This window comes from Paenibacillus prosopidis (genome assembly GCF_003337375.1).
GTDB lineage: Bacteria > Bacillota > Bacilli > Paenibacillales > Paenibacillaceae > Pristimantibacillus > Pristimantibacillus prosopidis.
In genome coordinates this window covers 37,937-54,628 of the sequence record NZ_QPJD01000018.1, presented here as the reverse complement: position 1 = coordinate 54,628, position 16,692 = coordinate 37,937, and the positions used below count along the sequence as shown (strand labels likewise).

The 16,692-nt window shown below is 47.9% G+C and carries 12 protein-coding genes; all 12 read right to left on the bottom strand.

All coding sequences use genetic code 11. The features are described from left to right. Positions 1 to 31: 31 nt before the first annotated feature. Positions 32 to 1,255 carry a zinc metalloprotease gene (locus DFP97_RS24160; RefSeq protein WP_114383156.1) on the bottom strand — a complete coding sequence of 408 codons (1,224 nt, stop codon included), beginning with the start codon at positions 1,253 to 1,255 and terminating at the stop codon, positions 32 to 34. 178 nt (positions 1,256 to 1,433) lie between these two features. Then, the gene (locus DFP97_RS24155) at positions 1,434 to 2,276 is read right to left on the bottom strand and encodes a class I SAM-dependent methyltransferase (RefSeq protein ID WP_114383154.1); all 843 of its coding nucleotides are present in this window, start codon (positions 2,274 to 2,276) and stop codon (positions 1,434 to 1,436) included. Positions 2,277 to 2,281: 5 nt separating this feature from the next. Beyond that, a complete protein-coding gene (locus DFP97_RS24150) occupies positions 2,282 to 3,100 on the bottom strand; it encodes a polysaccharide deacetylase family protein (RefSeq protein WP_181873658.1) in 819 nt (272 codons plus the stop codon). Positions 3,101 to 3,120: 20 nt separating this feature from the next. Continuing rightward, positions 3,121 to 5,046: a DEAD/DEAH box helicase gene (locus DFP97_RS24145; RefSeq protein ID WP_114383150.1), complete on the bottom strand. Its 1,926-nt coding sequence runs from the start codon at positions 5,044 to 5,046 to the stop codon at positions 3,121 to 3,123. A 676-nt stretch (positions 5,047 to 5,722) separates the two neighbouring features. Beyond that, positions 5,723 to 5,896: a hypothetical protein gene (locus DFP97_RS30945; RefSeq protein ID WP_181873657.1), complete on the bottom strand. Its 174-nt coding sequence runs from the start codon at positions 5,894 to 5,896 to the stop codon at positions 5,723 to 5,725. Positions 5,897 to 6,055: 159 nt separating this feature from the next. Then, entirely contained in the window at positions 6,056 to 7,720 is a 1,665-nt protein-coding gene (gene hutU, locus DFP97_RS24140) for a urocanate hydratase (RefSeq protein ID WP_114383148.1), read from the bottom strand. 21 nt (positions 7,721 to 7,741) lie between these two features. After that, positions 7,742 to 9,283, bottom strand: coding sequence for a histidine ammonia-lyase (hutH, locus tag DFP97_RS24135; protein ID WP_114383146.1), 1,542 nt, complete (start codon positions 9,281 to 9,283; stop codon positions 7,742 to 7,744). 234 nt (positions 9,284 to 9,517) lie between these two features. Beyond that, entirely contained in the window at positions 9,518 to 10,411 is an 894-nt protein-coding gene (locus DFP97_RS24130; protein ID WP_114383145.1) for a carbohydrate ABC transporter permease, read from the bottom strand. A 25-nt stretch (positions 10,412 to 10,436) separates the two neighbouring features. Beyond that, complete coding sequence (locus DFP97_RS24125; RefSeq protein ID WP_245976581.1) at positions 10,437 to 11,294, bottom strand: ABC transporter permease; 858 nt, start codon at positions 11,292 to 11,294, stop codon at positions 10,437 to 10,439. A gap of 206 nt (positions 11,295 to 11,500) precedes the next feature. After that, positions 11,501 to 13,144: an extracellular solute-binding protein gene (locus DFP97_RS24120; RefSeq protein WP_114383141.1), complete on the bottom strand. Its 1,644-nt coding sequence runs from the start codon at positions 13,142 to 13,144 to the stop codon at positions 11,501 to 11,503. 259 nt (positions 13,145 to 13,403) lie between these two features. After that, entirely contained in the window at positions 13,404 to 14,786 is a 1,383-nt protein-coding gene (locus DFP97_RS24115) for an ABC transporter substrate-binding protein (RefSeq protein WP_245976576.1), read from the bottom strand. A 23-nt stretch (positions 14,787 to 14,809) separates the two neighbouring features. Next, positions 14,810 to 16,675 carry a cache domain-containing sensor histidine kinase gene (locus DFP97_RS24110; protein WP_114383139.1) on the bottom strand — a complete coding sequence of 622 codons (1,866 nt, stop codon included), beginning with the start codon at positions 16,673 to 16,675 and terminating at the stop codon, positions 14,810 to 14,812. Positions 16,676 to 16,692 lie beyond the last annotated feature (17 nt).

Here is a 16,692-nt window from a genome sequence, read left to right as displayed (position 1 = left end):
TGTTGTTTTTATCGTTTTTACGGATTTGATCTTAATTTTTTTCATCTTGCTCACCTCCTTTCAAGTTATTTAGCCATGACCATATAAGAATTGCGTTTGGAAGCAAACAAATAATGATCAATAGCATGCCTGCTGCAAAACTCCACGATAAAAGAGACGTTCTGGATATTTGTATGATCGTATCTGTTAAGGACCTGTATAAGTTTGGAATTTGAAAGAGGATCAATATCGCTGCCGTTAATAAAACCCCGACCATATAAAACCATGAAAATCCGTATATGATTAGCTTTTCCTGCTTGGTGATCTCATCCCATTGTTCAGTAAGGTCAGTATTTTTAATAAAGAAGCGATTGAAGTATAAAAAAGTATGTTCAAGCAGATTCGGGCAGCGGAAATAATTCGTAAACACGTAATATAAATCGGTTTTCATAAAAAAGAGAAACTGGAACAGAACGAGCGCCGTTAAATGACAGTTGATCAAGCGGATCGTGTTCAGGACACTCTCACTAAAGACGATCAAGTTCAGATCATTAAGCCACTCGAGCCATATGCCCAAAGATAAAAAAACAATATCCCAGCACATACCCGCCGTATAGGCCCCGTATCTTTTATTGCGCGAAACTAAAACGATGCCGGACATATCCGTCTCGGCGACCGGAAATATCAATCTGTGCCCGAGCCCGATCCTGCATTTGACTCCCAAAGAACGGGCTGCGATGAGATGCGCAAATTCATGCAGAAAGAGGAAAAACCAAACTGCTATAATGGAAATAACGATGTTTAGGGGCATGGAAGAAGCCAGTAGGAAATCTCTGTGGCTCGGAATGTATCTTGGGTGAAATACTACGATGCATGCAGCGGATAGAAGAATAGCGAAGTAAATCAAATAGGAAAGCGGATTGAAGAAAATCCGGCCGGTTTTGGCAGGAATCCAAGCGAAATGCTCTTTGGCCTGTACGTTCTTGTTCACGACGATGCCATCCAAGCGGTATACGAATTTATGATCGTGAATGAGCTCATCGACAAATGCCGAGACATCGATAGGTTCAGCGTATTTTTGATACAAGATTTGCTCAGTTTCTCCGATTGTTTTTCCTTGCTGTAAATATTCGATGGTTTCGTGACCGATATTAGGCAGCACAATGAACGTCCTGGTTTCCGTGCGGCCGATGGTGACCTCCGTTTCATTCTCCTTATGAAAAGCAAGCTCGTGCATCACGATTGTGCTGTTTTTTCCAAATGCATTTCCATTCACTCTCGTTATCACCTCTTCTGTTCATGTTCATTATGGCGTATGTTTCGCATGCTGAGGAGGCTGAAATTTTATCACCCCGCTAGTTACCCTGCGTCTTCTGAGCTTACACAAAAAAAAGCCCAAGCATTAATTCATGCCTGAGCTTTGAATGATATAAATTTATCTAAATAAAACGCAGTTATCTTTTTGCGGTTACAGCGAAATATACAGGGAATAGCCCTAATTTTATCCACCTTTTAGATGTATATATTTTAATATCTCTGAATCCTGCAGCTAGCAGCTTGGTTTTTAAATGATGTATGGTTAGAAAATTGGCTTGTGAACGGTAAAACTTATGATTAGGGCCGCTTGAATAGAAATGTTTATTAACAAAATACTCGATATATTTTTTCTTAAATATCCCCTTTCTGGAGAACAGATAATCATATATATAACCTGAACCATGAACCAGAAAAAAAACTTTCCCGTGCGGGGAGATTACACGATACATTTCTTTAAGCACCTGTTCGACGTTCAAATATTGTAAGGCTACTCTACAAACGACAAAATCAACGGAATGGCTCTCAAGGGGGATGTGATGTGCATCAGCAGCCTTTGCAACAACCTTACTATTAACACCACTCCATACCTGAAGCAGTGATTCCAGCAGCTCGATCTGATTTTCGTTGGAATCAAATCCGTAGATAATCTCTGGCTTGTTTTTTAGCAAAGAGAATATCGTTGCCCCTCCCCCGCAGCACAAGTCCAGTATTTTTTTCTGATTTTCGGCTTCTTTCATAAGGAGTGAATCAAAAAAATCTGGAGCATAAATCTGCCTATGATATTCGTAACAGGCATAACCAAATTCTTTATCCACAAGCTTTAGTTCTTCAGACACGATACCCTGTGAAATCAAATCATTTATTTCTTCTACTAAAGGTCCTTGAAGATTTGGTCTGCTAACGCCAATTTCTCTGCTATACAAATAAGCTGCGCCATCCAACAATCGTCTATTAAGAATAATCTCTGTTTTTATGCTCACTCAACTTATCCCCCTATTCGAGGATAATACTTACTTATAGATGTACATTTAAAATCAGACAGTAAGCTTTTTATTTTTAGGTAAGTATCCCTTAATCCATAGTATCTTCTAAAACCATTTGCCCAAGAAGTATTAAAGATTTGAGGCTGTTCATTATCTAAATCATAAGGATGAATATAAAATACAAAATTACCTCCGTTTTCAATAATTCCTTTTGCTCCTAAATTAAAAAAACGGTAGGGATAAATCCGAAAATAACCGCCTCCGCCCCAAGGAATATTGACTCCGCCAAAACGTTTTATAGGCAATGGTATTTCCCATAGATCATTCTTTATTTTAAAAGCATGATTGACAGATGAAGCTAAGTTGAATTTAGAATAGAGATTGTTTAATGTATTGGGAATAATGCTTGAATCGAAAGAAAAACCTTCTTCAATCAGCATTTCAAGCCCCCAATCCGTCATTGAAAAACAAGGTGCCCGGTAACCATATACCCTGGAACCTATTAACTGTTCTAAAATATCTTTTGACATTCTAATGTCCTGTTTAAACTCTTTCGGTGACTGATGATAGACCAATCGATGGGAATAGCCGTGAGAGGCTATTTCGTGACCTCTTCGATGTATTTCTTTAATTAAATCGGGTCTTTTCTCTGCGATCCATCCAAGTACAAAGAAAGTCCCGGTCGAATCCCTCTCGTCCAAGAGATCAAGTATTTGATGAATAGGTTTCTCCAGCCTTAATTCGTAGCCTTCCCAGTCAGAGAGAGACAACTGCGGGCTGCAAAACCAATCCTCCACATCGACGGTAAATACCATTCTCATACGCTGCCCCCTTAACCGCTTCATCCCATCTTCTTCACGGAATGCTTTTGCTCCTGACGCTGCTGCTGAACCTCGTCCAAATAAAGCGTAAACTTGGAATCTCCACTGTAGGAGATGTAAAGCCACTCCATTGCGCGTGTCATAGCGATATAAAACAGCGATACCTCGTGTTCCTCCACCTCTTCGAGGGAGAAAGGCATGTTCTCGGCATTTACGATAAAGACCGCCCGGAAATCGAGCCCCTTCACGCTGTCGATGTCTGATACGATAATCGCATCCCCGCCGGTATAACCCAGTTCCTGCTCCGTACCGGCATTCTCAGAAATCCAATGAAACGGAAGCCCTTGCACCTTAAGCATCCTGCGGATCGTATCCATGTAGGAGGAATAGTAGTTGTCTTTCACCCGGTACAAGATCACCATCTCGGAATAAGGGACCCTATGGTCGTTATGCAAATACCGGATATGTTCGACGACAGCCCGCAGCTCTTCCTGAAAGCTGCCGCACCGCTTCATAGAGGGCTCCGGCCCGTTTCTCCGGGTACTCTGAGGCGGGATAATCTCGACCCCCTTGGCCGAGCCGAACTGTACCTTGTTCTGGAGCATCGAATGCCGCTGATAGAAATCCCACGCAAACTGGGCAATCTGGGCCGTGTTCCTGTAATTAATAGAGAGAAAACGTGAACGCCCCCGAAAATCTAGCCCCGTGTCCTTAAGCAAGCTCGATTTCCGCTTAAACAACGATTGAGCCCGATCCTCTACCAGCAGCAGATTTTGTGTAGCCGGATTAAGCAAATAGCTAAGCAGCTTCAGCCATTCCGGCTGAAAATCCTGGCCCTCGTCAATCAGAATCGCCTCATACATAGGCAAAATAGCTTCCTTCTTCTCCAGCTTGCCGATGAGCGAAGGGATGTCCTTATCTCTAGAGTTCAGCGCCTTGTTCAGCCACTCATGAAAGTTATAGACCTCGACGTTTTGCTGGCGGGGCCTGCCGTCCTTTTGCTCCTCCAGCCTGATCCAGTCCAGCAGATCCTCCGGCTCTTCCATCATCCGGTCAATCATTTGCTGAAGGCTTTGGGATAAGGCGATACTGCTGCAGAGGACGAGAATTTTCCAATCCGGATAATGATTGGACAGAAGCTTAGCACGGCTTGCGAGGACAAGCGTTTTCCCGCTTCCTGCCACGCCGCGAATCAGCCGGTGGCGATCGCCAAGCTGCTTTGCCATATTTTCCTGCTGCAGGTCCAGCGCCTTCATATTGTGAAAAGAAAGCACAAGCTGCTCCTGGTGCTTCGCCGGCTGGCGGAATTCCGCGCTGATCCGCACCTCATGGATGAGGTGATTACGGATGAACCTAATATCCTCCTGCGATAATATGTACCGGCTGCGGCTCCATACCGTAAACATGCCATGGATTTTCTCAATCAGGGAATCGGCGGAAAAGCCTTCATCTTCCGGATCGATTTCGTCACGGCACAGCACGAATGACTGAGCAATGGCATCGTATAAGCTATATTCGATAAAATCCTTCTGCTTCATCCGCGTAAAAACCGTTCCGAAGCCTTGCGGGAATTTGAGCTGTCCTTGAAATTTACCTTCCTGCTGAATGAGGTTATCATCCTTCTTAAGCTGCTCCACCACATGCCGTAAGCTCTCCCTTGCTTGTAGATAGGGGTTCTTAACGGCTTCCATTTGTCCGCCGGACCCATGCAGCAGCCACTCCTCGCGGTCAACCTCGAATAGGGCGGACTTCGTATAATCCTTGACTTCCAGAACGACCAGTCCCAGATCGGGGCCTATAATGACAAAGTCCGGCCTGCTACCCTGAATCTCCGACTCAAAATAAACCACATAATCGCTCGGCAGATGATCCTTAAGCGTCCGAAACAATAACCGTTCCCCGGCAGCCGCGCTCGTCCGGATAACCTCCGGGACCATATAAGCCATCCTATTTCACCTCTATTTTGATTTTCCAATTGGTTTAAGTATAAACCATCTTGGCTGGATTGGCAGGAGAAAATGGGGAATGGAATAACAAACCCTTATTCGCGGTCTTCCGAATTAAGAAGCTTATCTCATTTTCTAAGGGGATAAGTATGCTACATTGGATTCGGTACAGGATAGGAGCAGAAGTTTGTTGGCGTGCTGAGCTATGTTGGATTACGTACAGTGAAATTAGCTAAATTCGGTACTTTCGAGGACAACAGGTTACTATGGGGACTCTACATTGGATATATTCCATTATAGAGCAAACGCAAGGGGCGAAATGCCAAAAGTTACTGTATTTATCCATCATAGATGTGTCCATATCCAGATGTGTCTATATCAGCTAAGACAAGATCGAATATTAGAAAGATCTGTCCCTCGAGTAAGAAAGTAAGTTTACTTACTTATGGGACAGTCCCTCCTTTTTATTTGGTCCGACGTGCCAGCCGCTGTTTTCACGTATTCAATTGATTCGAGGTCCGAACAATCCCAACAACACTTGAAGTAAAGACTCCCGGAAAAGAAGGGAGTGCAGCGATAACGGAAGCTGTTGCGAATGCAGGTTGGTCCGCCTGAATAAACGATCTAAACGTTGCGGTAAATCCCCCTTTCGCGTCTGTTACCGTAATAGCAGGAATTACGCGCCAAGTGATGGGTCCACTGAAAATATGACGACGATCCCTGCGGCAGGACGACCCTTTACCCGCACTTGTCCTGAAAGAGTCGAAGCATCACCGGCCCTGATTATGGTCGGCACGGCAATCATGTTAATCGTTGCTTTCTTTCGAACGGGTTTTGCTATGGAATTCATACGATAACTCCTCCTTCTATGTTTAGCTATCACAGTGATAACATTTGAGAATGGAGGTAGTTTTGTATGTGCTAATGTAGACAAGCGGTATTTTCAATAGAAACGTAGAAACCTGCTGACGGTTGCAACTTGCGCGCTGCGTTGATATAGATCACAAGGTCACACCTCTTCGCCGCCGATCATCGGCATCCGAATCCCCTTCTTCTTAGCGGTTTCGATAGCCAAATCATAGCCTGCATCCGCATGGCGGACGATGCCCATGCCCGGATCGGTCGTCAAGACGCGCTCCAAACGCTCCTCCGCATCCTTCGTACCGTCCGCGACGACAACCATGCCGGCATGGATGGAATACCCCATGCCCACGCCGCCGCCGTGGTGAAGCGATACCCAGCTTGCCCCGGCCGCCGTATTGATGAGAGCGTTCAAGATCGGCCAATCGGCGACGGCGTCGCTTCCGTCACGCATCGCTTCCGTCTCGCGATTCGGCGACGCGACGGAGCCGGCGTCAAGATGATCGCGTCCGATCACGATCGGTGCCGATAATTCCCCGGAAGCAACCATGTCGTTGATAATGCGGCCAAAAAGAGCCCGCTCGCCATAGCCAAGCCAGCAAATCCGGGACGGCAGGCCTTGGAACGCGATTTTGGCCTGCGCCATTCGAATCCATTTGCATAGGTGTTCATTACCCGAAAACGTCTTTAGGATGGCCTCATCGGTTTTATAAATGTCCTCAGGATCCCCGGATAACGCCGCCCACCGAAACGGACCTTTCCCTTCGCAAAATTGCGGGCGGATGTAAGCAGGAACAAAACCGGGAAAAGCAAAGGCGTCCTTGACGCCTTCATCGTACGCAACCTGCCGAATGTTATTGCCATAGTCGAAGGCGACGGCTCCAAGCCGCTTCATCTCAAGCATGGCGTTCACATGCACGGCCATGCTCGCTTTTGCCTTCCTTACATAAGCTTCAGGATCTTCCTCACGCAGCCTGCGGCCTTCTTCCAACGAAAAGCCCGCCGGCAAATAACCGTTAAGCGGATCGTGTGCGGAGGTTTGGTCCGTAATAATATCCGGAATGAAGCCGCGGCGGATCATTTCCGGCAATAGCTCGGCCGCATTGCCGACCAGACCAATGGATAACGCCCTTCCTTCCTTCTTCGCCTCGTTTGCGAGAGAAATGGCATCATCCAAGCTTTCCAGCATGCAATCACAATAACGGGAATGAATGCGCTTCTCGATCCGCGATCTGTCGACGTCGATCCCGATCAGCACGCCATCGTTCATCGTGACCGCTAACGGCTGAGCGCCTCCCATCCCGCCCATGCCGGACGTTACGGTAATCGTTCCTTTTAGACTGGCGTCGAAGTGCTGCTTCGCGCATTCCGCGAACGTTTCATAGGTGCCCTGAACGATACCTTGGCTGCCAATATAAATCCAGCTGCCCGCTGTCATCTGACCATACATCATAAGCCCCTTCTTATCCAACTCGTGGAACGTATCCCAGTTCGCCCATGCCGGTACTAGGTTGGAGTTGGCTAGAAGCACGCGCGGCGCATCCCGGTGGGTCCGGAAGACTGCGACAGGCTTCCCTGACTGCACCAGCAGCGTTTCGTTTTCCTCTAACTGCTTGAGCGTTTCGACGATGGCATCGAAGCTCTCCCAATTGCGCGCAGCTTTGCCGATCCCCCCGTACACAACCAGTTTGCCCGGATATTCGGCCACATCCGGATCCAGATTGTTCATCAGCATTCGAAGTGCCGCTTCCTGGACCCAGCCTTTCGTATTCAGCATCGCGCCCCGCGGCGCGCGAATAACTCTTTCCTTCATACCGTTCAACCTCCACTCCTATTATTCGATAGGGATGACTGAAGCGATTTCTTCCAGCACATTCGTATTTCTCATCCATTCGGCGATGACGCGAAAATCGTCCGATAATACACGGTCCTCGTCCAGGAAGCTCACATGCTCGCGGCACCGGTCGTAGATCCATTTCGTTCCCTTCCCAAGATGCTCCGGATCCCGGAAATCAACGGCTTGCGCGGCGCACAGAAGCTCGATAGCGAGCACCGAATAGGCGTTCCCTACAATTTGATGGGCCTTACGGGCCGCGATTGTTCCCATGCTGACATGATCCTCCTGATTGCCCGACGAAGGAATAGAGTCAACGCTGGCCGGATGAGAAAGCGACTTATTTTCGGAAACAACAGCAGCTGCCGCGTATTGGGCGACCATAAAGCCCGACTGTACGCCCCCGTTCTTCGTTAGGAAGGGAGGAAGCTGCTCATTCAAATGCGGATTGACGAGCCGTTCGATACGGCGTTCCGAGATATTTGCCAGTTCGGAAGCGCTGATGGAGAGATGATCCATCGCTAAGGCGATTGGTTGACCGTGAAAATTCCCGCCGGATATGACGCGGTCCTCGGCAGCGAAAATAAGTGGATTGTCTGTTGCGGAATTGATTTCGATTTCCAGCTTCTCTTGGATATACCGCAGCGAGTCCCGGGTTGCTCCATGGACCTGCGGCGCGCAGCGGATCGAATAGGCATCTTGTACGCGCAGCTCCCCTTGACTTGTCATCAGCCGGCTTCCGAGCGTCAACCGCCTGATATTTTTTGCCGATTGTCCCTGCCCACGGTGTGGGCGAATCGCGTGGGTGAGCGGTTCGAAAGCGTCGCGAATACCGCGAAGCGCTTCTGCCGTTAACCCGGCCGCGCAATCCGCCCACCTGGATAAATTAATGGCATCAAAGCAAGCAAGCGCCCCGATCCCCGTCATCACCTGCGTCCCGTTAATCAAGGCAAGACCTTCTTTGGCCTCAAGCGCGATGGGCTGTAAGCCGGCTTTCGCCATAGCTTCGCTGCCGGGCAAACGTTCGCCGAGATAATAAGCTTCTCCTTCGCCGACCAACACGAGCGCCAGATGGGACAAGGGCGCTAAATCCCCGCTTGCCCCAAGCGAGCCTTGTTCCGGGATGACCGGCGTTACGCCCGCATTCAGCATCTCGGCCAGAAGCTGAACAACTCCCGGCCGAATACCGGAGTACCCGAGCGAAAGGGCATTTACGCGCAGAAGCATGGTTGCTCGTACGGCTTCTACTGACAGCGGCGGTCCAATCCCGCAGGCATGGCTTCGGATGAGATTGAGCTGCATGCGCTTGGCATCCTCCGCTGAGATATACGTGTCGCTGAATTTCCCAAAACCGGTCGTGAGCCCATACACCACCCGCTTCTCGCGAAGCAGTTTTTCGACGTATTCCCGGCTGAGCCTCATCTTCTCGACGCAATATTGACCTATTTTCACCCTCTCCATATAGCGGGCTACCCGGACAACCTGTTCAATCGTCATCGTTCCCCCATTAACAAGCACAAACCTATCGTCCATTGGCTGCATGCTACCACCTGCTTTTCCAGTAATTAAAAAAACCAATACCCTGGTTAAGGTACCGGCTTCTAATCACTAAACACGAAATGGCCGCTGGCCCTAAGGCTCAACCGCTGCTCTTATCTCATTTTATGCTCTTTGCTGCTCCTTAGTACGCGATTCATTAAAAAGGGGGTTATCCCTAGTCTTACGACTTAAGAGACAGCCCCTCCCTTTATTTAACCCTATCTAAGTCAGCCTCCATTAACCTTTGACCGATCCGATCATGACGCCTTTTTCAAAATATTTTTGCAGGAAAGGGTAAAGGACTAAGATCGGTAAAGTCGATACGATGATCACGCCGTACTTGATTTGATCGGCATACCGCTGCGCATAGCCCCCCGAATCTCCGCCGACGCCTGCGCCACTCGCAAACACCTGATTCGACAACAGAATGTCCCTTAAAACAATTTGCAGCGGCTGCAATTCATTGCTTCGGATATAAATCAAAGCCGTGAAGAAATCATTCCAATGCCCGACCAAGTAATAAAGCCCGATAACGGATATAAGCGCTTTAGATAAAGGCATGGCAACAAGCGCAAAAAATTTGAAATGGGAACAGCCGTCGATGGCAGCCGCCTCATACAATTCGGACGGCAATGACGTTTCAAAAAACGTCCTTGCGATAATAAGGTAAAACACATTCACGCAGAAGGGGATTATAAAAACCCACATCGTATTGGTCAGGTGCAGCCCTTTCATCAACAAATAAGTCGGAATCAAGCCGCCGTTAAAGAACATGGTGATGACAAAGAGAAGCATGATAATCCGTCTTGCCTTAAATTCCTTTCTGGATAAAACATAGGCAGCCGGCAGAGTGAATAATAAATTCACAAATGTACCCAGCGCCGTGTAAAAAACAGTATTCCGATATCCGGTCCAAATCCTGGAATCCTGAAAAATTTCCGAGTAGCCGAACAGACTGATTCCTTTCGGAATTAAGAATACCTTACCGGTTGATACAAGGGTGGAGTCGCTAATCGATGCAATAATGATAAAGTACAATGGATAGACAATGATTAGAAAGATAATCGTACATACTAGGAATAAAAATATGCTGAACAAGATTTCACTGCCGCTTTTTTGAGTAAGGCCCATAGCTATTCCCTCTTTCGAAAACCGATTAGAACAAGCTCATGTTTGAAGCTCTCTTTGCAATTGCATTTACGGCAAACAAGAAAATAAAGTTAATGACGGTATTGAACAAACCGATGGCCGCTGCGTAGCTGAACTGATTGGACACAATACCGATCTTGTAGACATAGGTTGCTATAACCTCTGTTACGGGAAGATTTAATGAATTTTGCATAAGGAAAATTTTCTCAAAGCCGGTGCTGAGTATCCCACCCATACTGAGAACAAACAGGATAATAATCGTTGGAACAATAGCCGGAAAATCTACATACCGTACCGTTTGCCATCTGCTGGCTCCATCAATTTTCGCGGAATCATATAGTAGCGGATCGACAGTCGAAAGAGCTGCCAAATAGATAATGCTGTTCCATCCGCAATGCTGCCAAATGTCTGAAAGCACATAAACAGGTATAAAAGTATTCGTCGAAGCCAATAAGTTGATATGGCCAAGCCCGATGGACTTCATTATATAGCCGACAATGCCCGTTTCCGGCGACAGCAGGACATTCAGCATCCCCACTAATACGATAATGGATATAAAGTGAGGCAAATACACGGTCGTTTGCATGATTTGCTTCATTTTTTTTCTTCGGATCTGATTAAGAATTAGCGCCAATAGAATAGGTGCGGGAAAACCGATGACAATCGTTGCGAGACTGATGAAAAATGTATTTTTCATTAAATCGATAAACAAATAGCTGTTAATAAATTGATCAAAATAATACAGTCCGCGCCATGCGCCCCCGGTAAGCCCCTTGCTGAAATCAAAGTCCCGGAAAGCTAATTGAATGCCGTACATCGGCAAATAGCTGAAAATAACAATAACGGCAATAGCCGGCAGGATCATGATCCACAATTGATAGTCGCGTTTAAAAGTGTTTAAAACCGTCGGTTTCTTCGATAACCGGACACCGGCCTCACTATTGCTGCCGATTTCTATCGTTTGAGAGCTCATAAAGGCATTCTCCTAAAAGTCGTTTTGTAGGCTAAGTTCAGGAAGATGCTGTACCGTACGGGGACGGTGCAGCATCTTCCATCAAGTTAGGGTTACAATTAATTCTTGCTCATGTAGTCATCGTAGTATTTTTGCATGATTTCAATATTTTTTTCCAATCCGGCTTTGACGCTTTCTTTCACATAAGCATCCCATTCAGATTCAACGCCGCCTTTGGTCACCCATTTCGCAAAATTAGTATTCGCCAAATTCATCACGTTGGTGTTGTTCAGGCTCATGTTGTTATTGTCCTCTTTGCTATACTTGATAAACATATCCGGTAATACATCCTTCTCTACATCCACACTCAATGCATCCTCCAAAGGCTCCGATTGGCCAAGGACCTCTTGCATATCTTTGCCAAGCTCCAAGCTTAACGTATCGGCAATGTACATCGGTCCGGCATCGGCCATTGTCGATGTCCACTTCCAGGTTCCCGGATCCATCTTCGCATCTGTCGGCGGCAGTACGCTGTAAGAGCCGCCTCCATTATCCTTGATATTCGTACCTAATGAACCGAATAACACCTGCATGCTTACAACCGGGTTATATAATTCATTGATGAATCTCATTGCCGCTTCTTTATTTTTCGTTTTTGCCGACACGACAATATGATTGGTACCATAGTTTAAATTGTTGTAATCATAGCTCCAAGATACTTTGCCCGCATAATCGGCTGACACCTTGAGCGGTGACATCGAAGTATATTGCGGCGCCAGCTGCTCGCCGAACCGGTCCGATGCGACCCAACCCCAAGTGAAGCCGACTTTCGCATTGTCCCCTTCTCCCCGGGCAGTCGATTGGAATTTTGTATAATCGTGAGTAAATACTTCTTTGTTAATCAATCCGGCTTTATTAAGCTTGTTCAAAAACGCAACCAATTGCTTATAACGCTCGTCGATCAGGAAGTTTTTCACTTTGCCGTCTTCAACAAAGTAGCCTTGCCCGCTTCCACCGGATAAAGTAACGCCCATGCCTCCGAGCAGGAGTGCCGGATTGAAAAATCCGCCAATGCCTCCCGGCCAGTCCATCGGGATTTCATCGTTCGGATCTCCGTTCCCGTTCGCGTCCTTTTCTTTGAATGCTACCAAGACGTCATATAATTCATCCCACGTCGTCGGCATTTGCAAGCCCAAATTGTCCAGCCATTTCTGATTAATATATTGTCTTGATGCGGAAGCAGGCCAGAATCTTTGGTATTTCGGCAGACCGTAAATTTTTCCGTCCGGCTGGGTCGCAATGACTTTCGTTTCCGGCTTCGCATCGAACATCGCTTGTACGTTCGGCGCTTGCTGCGGGATTAGTTCTGTCAAATCCGCAAACAATCCTGTAAATTGCGCAAAATCGGCGTCCGTAATGACATTGCCTCCGACAAACAAATCAGGGATATCGCCGCTGGCCAGCATGGTGCCCTTCTTCTGGCCCCAGTCCGCCGTAATCTCCTGCCAAACGATGTCCACACCTGCGTCTTCTTCCGCTTTTTGCAGCCATTCCATTTCTTTGAGCGGTTTCGTCAGCGGGTGTTTGACCATAACGGCCGTTAATTTTACGATTTCCTTTTTCTCGGTGCCTTTATTATCGCTGTTCACACTGCCAGTATTGTTTGCGGCGTTCTGATTTTCTGTATTGCCGCTGCCGCTGCAACCTGCCAAAGACAGGGCGAGCAGGGACGAGGCCAGAACAAGGCTTATTATTTTTTTCATATCCCCATATCCTCCGTTTTTTCGTTTGATATCGCTTACATTTCCTTCAGGCCAATCCTATTCTTTTCAGGTGACCCCCTGAAGGTTCGAGGGCGGGTTGTCTCAGCTGCAGCGTTTGACAGCTTTATCTTAGCAAGCGTTTACATGTCGGACAATTCGGAAATTGATTGGATTTGGGGTATTTTTATTGGATATGGGTTGGCTGAGACAAAAAAAAGGACCCGCGTTTTATTGCCGCGGGCCCACTGTGTTCGGTTTGTTACGGATACGTTCCTATAAACTCTGCATTGATTTGCGCCGAGACGCTTGTGAACGCTTCTTTGACGCTTTTCTTGCCAAGCCATACCTGATCGAGCGCCGGATGCAGAATCGCATGGATATTTTCTATATTTTTAAGGTGAAATTCGTAGGAATTGACCCCGTTCTCAAGGGTCTGGCGCATGACCGCATCCTCATAACCGTCAGGATGTCCCGGCTTCACGGATGCCCATCTGGCGATTAGCTCCGGCTTTAAATAGTAGTCCTTCAGAATCGGCATCCACAGGCCGCCGGCATGCATTTCGATCAAATTATCGGCATGAAGCAGCCATTTGTACAACAGCCAAGCTTCTTCCGGATGTCTGGTCGACGCGGACATGACCACCGGCTCACCGAACTGAATCGTCTTGCTGGTCTTCAGCTTCGGCAGCACGCCAACGCCAAAATTAACTTTGGCCGCGGCAAGGTCAAGCTGAATCCATTGCCCGTCAAGATCCATCGCTACTTTCTTGCTTTGCAGCGCGAGCGCCGGCTGCGGAAGGTTCTTCTCCTGAATCGGGGACGGGGCCACATGATGGACGAAAATCAGGTCGGCCAGCTTCTGGACGGCATCGATCACAGCCGGATCCTCCAGATTCATCCTGCTGCCGTCCGGCGCGATGATGCTCGTATCGTTGGAAGGCACCATCAAATACCACATCCACGAATGGAATCGCACGCCGTATTGCTTGATGTTTGATGGATCGAATGCCGGGCTCAGGGCGTTATGGCCATTGCGGTCGATCGTCAGCTTCTTCGCGGTCCGGACGAATTCATTCCACGTCCAGGCTTCCTCAGCTTTGACTGGCGGCAGCGGGACGCCGGCTTCAAGAAACATGTCTGTATTGTAATAGAGTGCAAAAGACTCTTCGGCTACTTTAATTCCAGCTACCTTCCCCTCATCCCAATACATGACGGCGTTCGGGATCAAGGAATCCTCATTAATTTCCTTATCGCGGGCAAGAAAATCATTCAAATTGTAAAGCTTGCCTTGTTCTGCCCAATGGAGAGCTTTATGCTTGTGCAGCGTGAATACATCCGGCGCTTTATTGCTTGCGTACAAGGTCGTAAGCTTTGCCCAATAATCGTAGGGAACATACAAATAATGAACGGTAATCCACGGATATTTCTCCATAAATTTCTTGATTATTCGCTCTTGGGCCTGTTTCTCGTTCGGCGAACCCCAGGAAGCGTACGTTAAGACGACGCGTTCCCGCTCCACGTCAGCAGAGTCCTTGCCGGACACTTCGCCTTGCGTATTGCCGCAGGCGCTCCGGCAGCCACTCGTAAGCAGTGCTGTGCATACTAACAGAATCACTATGAGTCCATATCCTTTTCCCTTCACCCGTCATTCCCCCCTTTCACCCATCATTGAATCTCGGTCCTGTCCTGCGTGTCCTGCGAGCCAGGCTGCCTGCCAATGCGAATCCGTATGCTGGTGCCCTTGCCTTCGGAAGAATAGATTTCGGTGCCATATCTTGGTCCATAAAGCAGCTGAATCCGCTTTTCTACATTGGACATACCTGTAGACCGAACCTGACCAGATTTGAGCTTGTCAATGTGCTCCCTGCTGATGCCGCTTCCGTTATCTTGAACCGAGAACAGAACCATACCGTCGTCAGCCCAACCTTTGATCACGATTTCCCCGCCATGCTCCATTTCGGCAAAGCCATGAATGATGGCATTTTCGACGAAAGGCTGTAGGAACAGCTTAGGAACCTCCATGTCCAGAAGTCCCTCTTCCACATCCATCCTGACGGAGAACAGGTTCTCAAACCGGCTCGACATAATATAAATATACTTGTCCAACCAATCCAGATCGGTTCGGAGCGGCCATGTTTCATTTTTGTTCCGAGTGGAGGTTTGCAGCATTTCCGCAAGGCTAAGCATGATCCGGCTCATCTCATGCTGGTTATTTTCCACCGCAATCCAGTACATCGTCGTCAGTGTATTATAGAGGAAATGGGGATTGAGCTGGAGGTTCAATGCCATCAGCTCGGCCTCCTTTTCCCGTAGGCGGGAAGCATAATTCTCTTCGATGAGCGTCTGAATCCGCCCATTCATCGTATTGAACATCCGGGTTAACTGGCCCAATTCGTCCCGGCCCTTCTCCGGGATATGGATATGGAAGTTACCGCGCTCCATCATCTTCATGGCCTTCTTAATCCGGATGATCGGCTTTGTAATGAATATCGACATCAGATAGGCGAGCAGAATGGATACCATCAGCATGACGGCCAGAAACAGTATGGAATACAAGCGAAGCGCCTTGAGATCGTACAGGGCATCCTCGACAGGAATTTCGATATAGGAGATCCAACCGGTGCTTTCCATGCTGCCAAAGCTGATCAGCATTTCCCTCCCGTCAATCACCTTCTGAAAGCTGCCCTGCTTCCTGTTTATGGCTTCGCCCAGCCACGAAGGCGGTTCACGTTCGGCGATTCGCTTCTCATCGGAATGGACGACAATGGTCCCGGTCCCGTCAACGATGCCGTAGGATAAATTGCGGAATTCACTCTGCCGCGCGTACTCGGCGAATAACCTTCCAATATAGTCCGGAGTCAGATTAACCATGAGTACCGGCCTTTTCATAGCCCTCGGCAAGGTGTGGAAATTGCCATTGTCGTCGATATAGGTGAGATTCAATTCTTTCACGGCCGACACCAGACGGCTATATTCGAAGCTCAGGTTCGTCATGTCAGGCTCCCCCAGGCTTTCGGCAAACGGGTACGTCGGAAGCCACACAAGGTCTCCCTGCCCCATGGTGGCTTTGCGATATAAGGCGGAATTGAAAAAGCCGTCAGGCGTAACGAACATCCTGTACATATTACCGAAGGTATATTCGGGGGTTAAGATAAACGAAGCGTAGATGCTTTCATCACCGCCGAAATACTTGAACAAGCTTTGCGTAATACGCCGGTCCGCCTTCATCAGAGATTCATTGTCAGCCGGGTCCGCACCGGTGATCATCTGGTATAAATCATTGTCGATCGGGAGCACTTCGCTCTTGTCGCGGATATTCTGAAGCTTCTCGTCCAGCAGCTGATTGTTGTTGAGCACGACATTGCCCAAGCTTTCCCTGACGTTCGAGAGCATGTTGCCGGCGCTGATCTGGTAGTAGGCGAATCCGAGAATCAGAATGATGAAGCTGACCAGCAGAAAGTAGGATACGATTAATTTGATCCGGAATTTCGCATTGGCTGCCAGCTCGGCCAGTTTTCTCATGATGCGCATCTGTAAGCCTCGTTTCA

Bases quoted from the DNA above. Each gene is read 5' to 3' on its own strand.
- DFP97_RS24130 (WP_114383145.1), bottom strand. From the start codon at position 10,411: ATGGGCCTTACTCAAAAAAGCGGCAGTGAAATCTTGTTCAGCATATTT.
- hutU (WP_114383148.1), bottom strand. From the start codon at position 7,720: ATGAAGGAAAGAGTTATTCGCGCGCCGCGGGGCGCGATGCTGAATACG.
- DFP97_RS24110 (WP_114383139.1), bottom strand. From the start codon at position 16,675: ATGCGCATCATGAGAAAACTGGCCGAGCTGGCAGCCAATGCGAAATTC.
- DFP97_RS24120 (WP_114383141.1), bottom strand. From the start codon at position 13,144: ATGAAAAAAATAATAAGCCTTGTTCTGGCCTCGTCCCTGCTCGCCCTG.
- DFP97_RS24125 (WP_245976581.1), bottom strand. From the start codon at position 11,294: ATGATCCTGCCGGCTATTGCCGTTATTGTTATTTTCAGCTATTTGCCG.
- DFP97_RS30945 (WP_181873657.1), bottom strand. From the start codon at position 5,896: ATGAATTCCATAGCAAAACCCGTTCGAAAGAAAGCAACGATTAACATG.
- hutH (WP_114383146.1), bottom strand. From the start codon at position 9,283: ATGCAGCCAATGGACGATAGGTTTGTGCTTGTTAATGGGGGAACGATG.
- DFP97_RS24145 (WP_114383150.1), bottom strand. From the start codon at position 5,046: ATGGCTTATATGGTCCCGGAGGTTATCCGGACGAGCGCGGCTGCCGGG.
- DFP97_RS24150 (WP_181873658.1), bottom strand. From the start codon at position 3,100: ATGAGAATGGTATTTACCGTCGATGTGGAGGATTGGTTTTGCAGCCCG.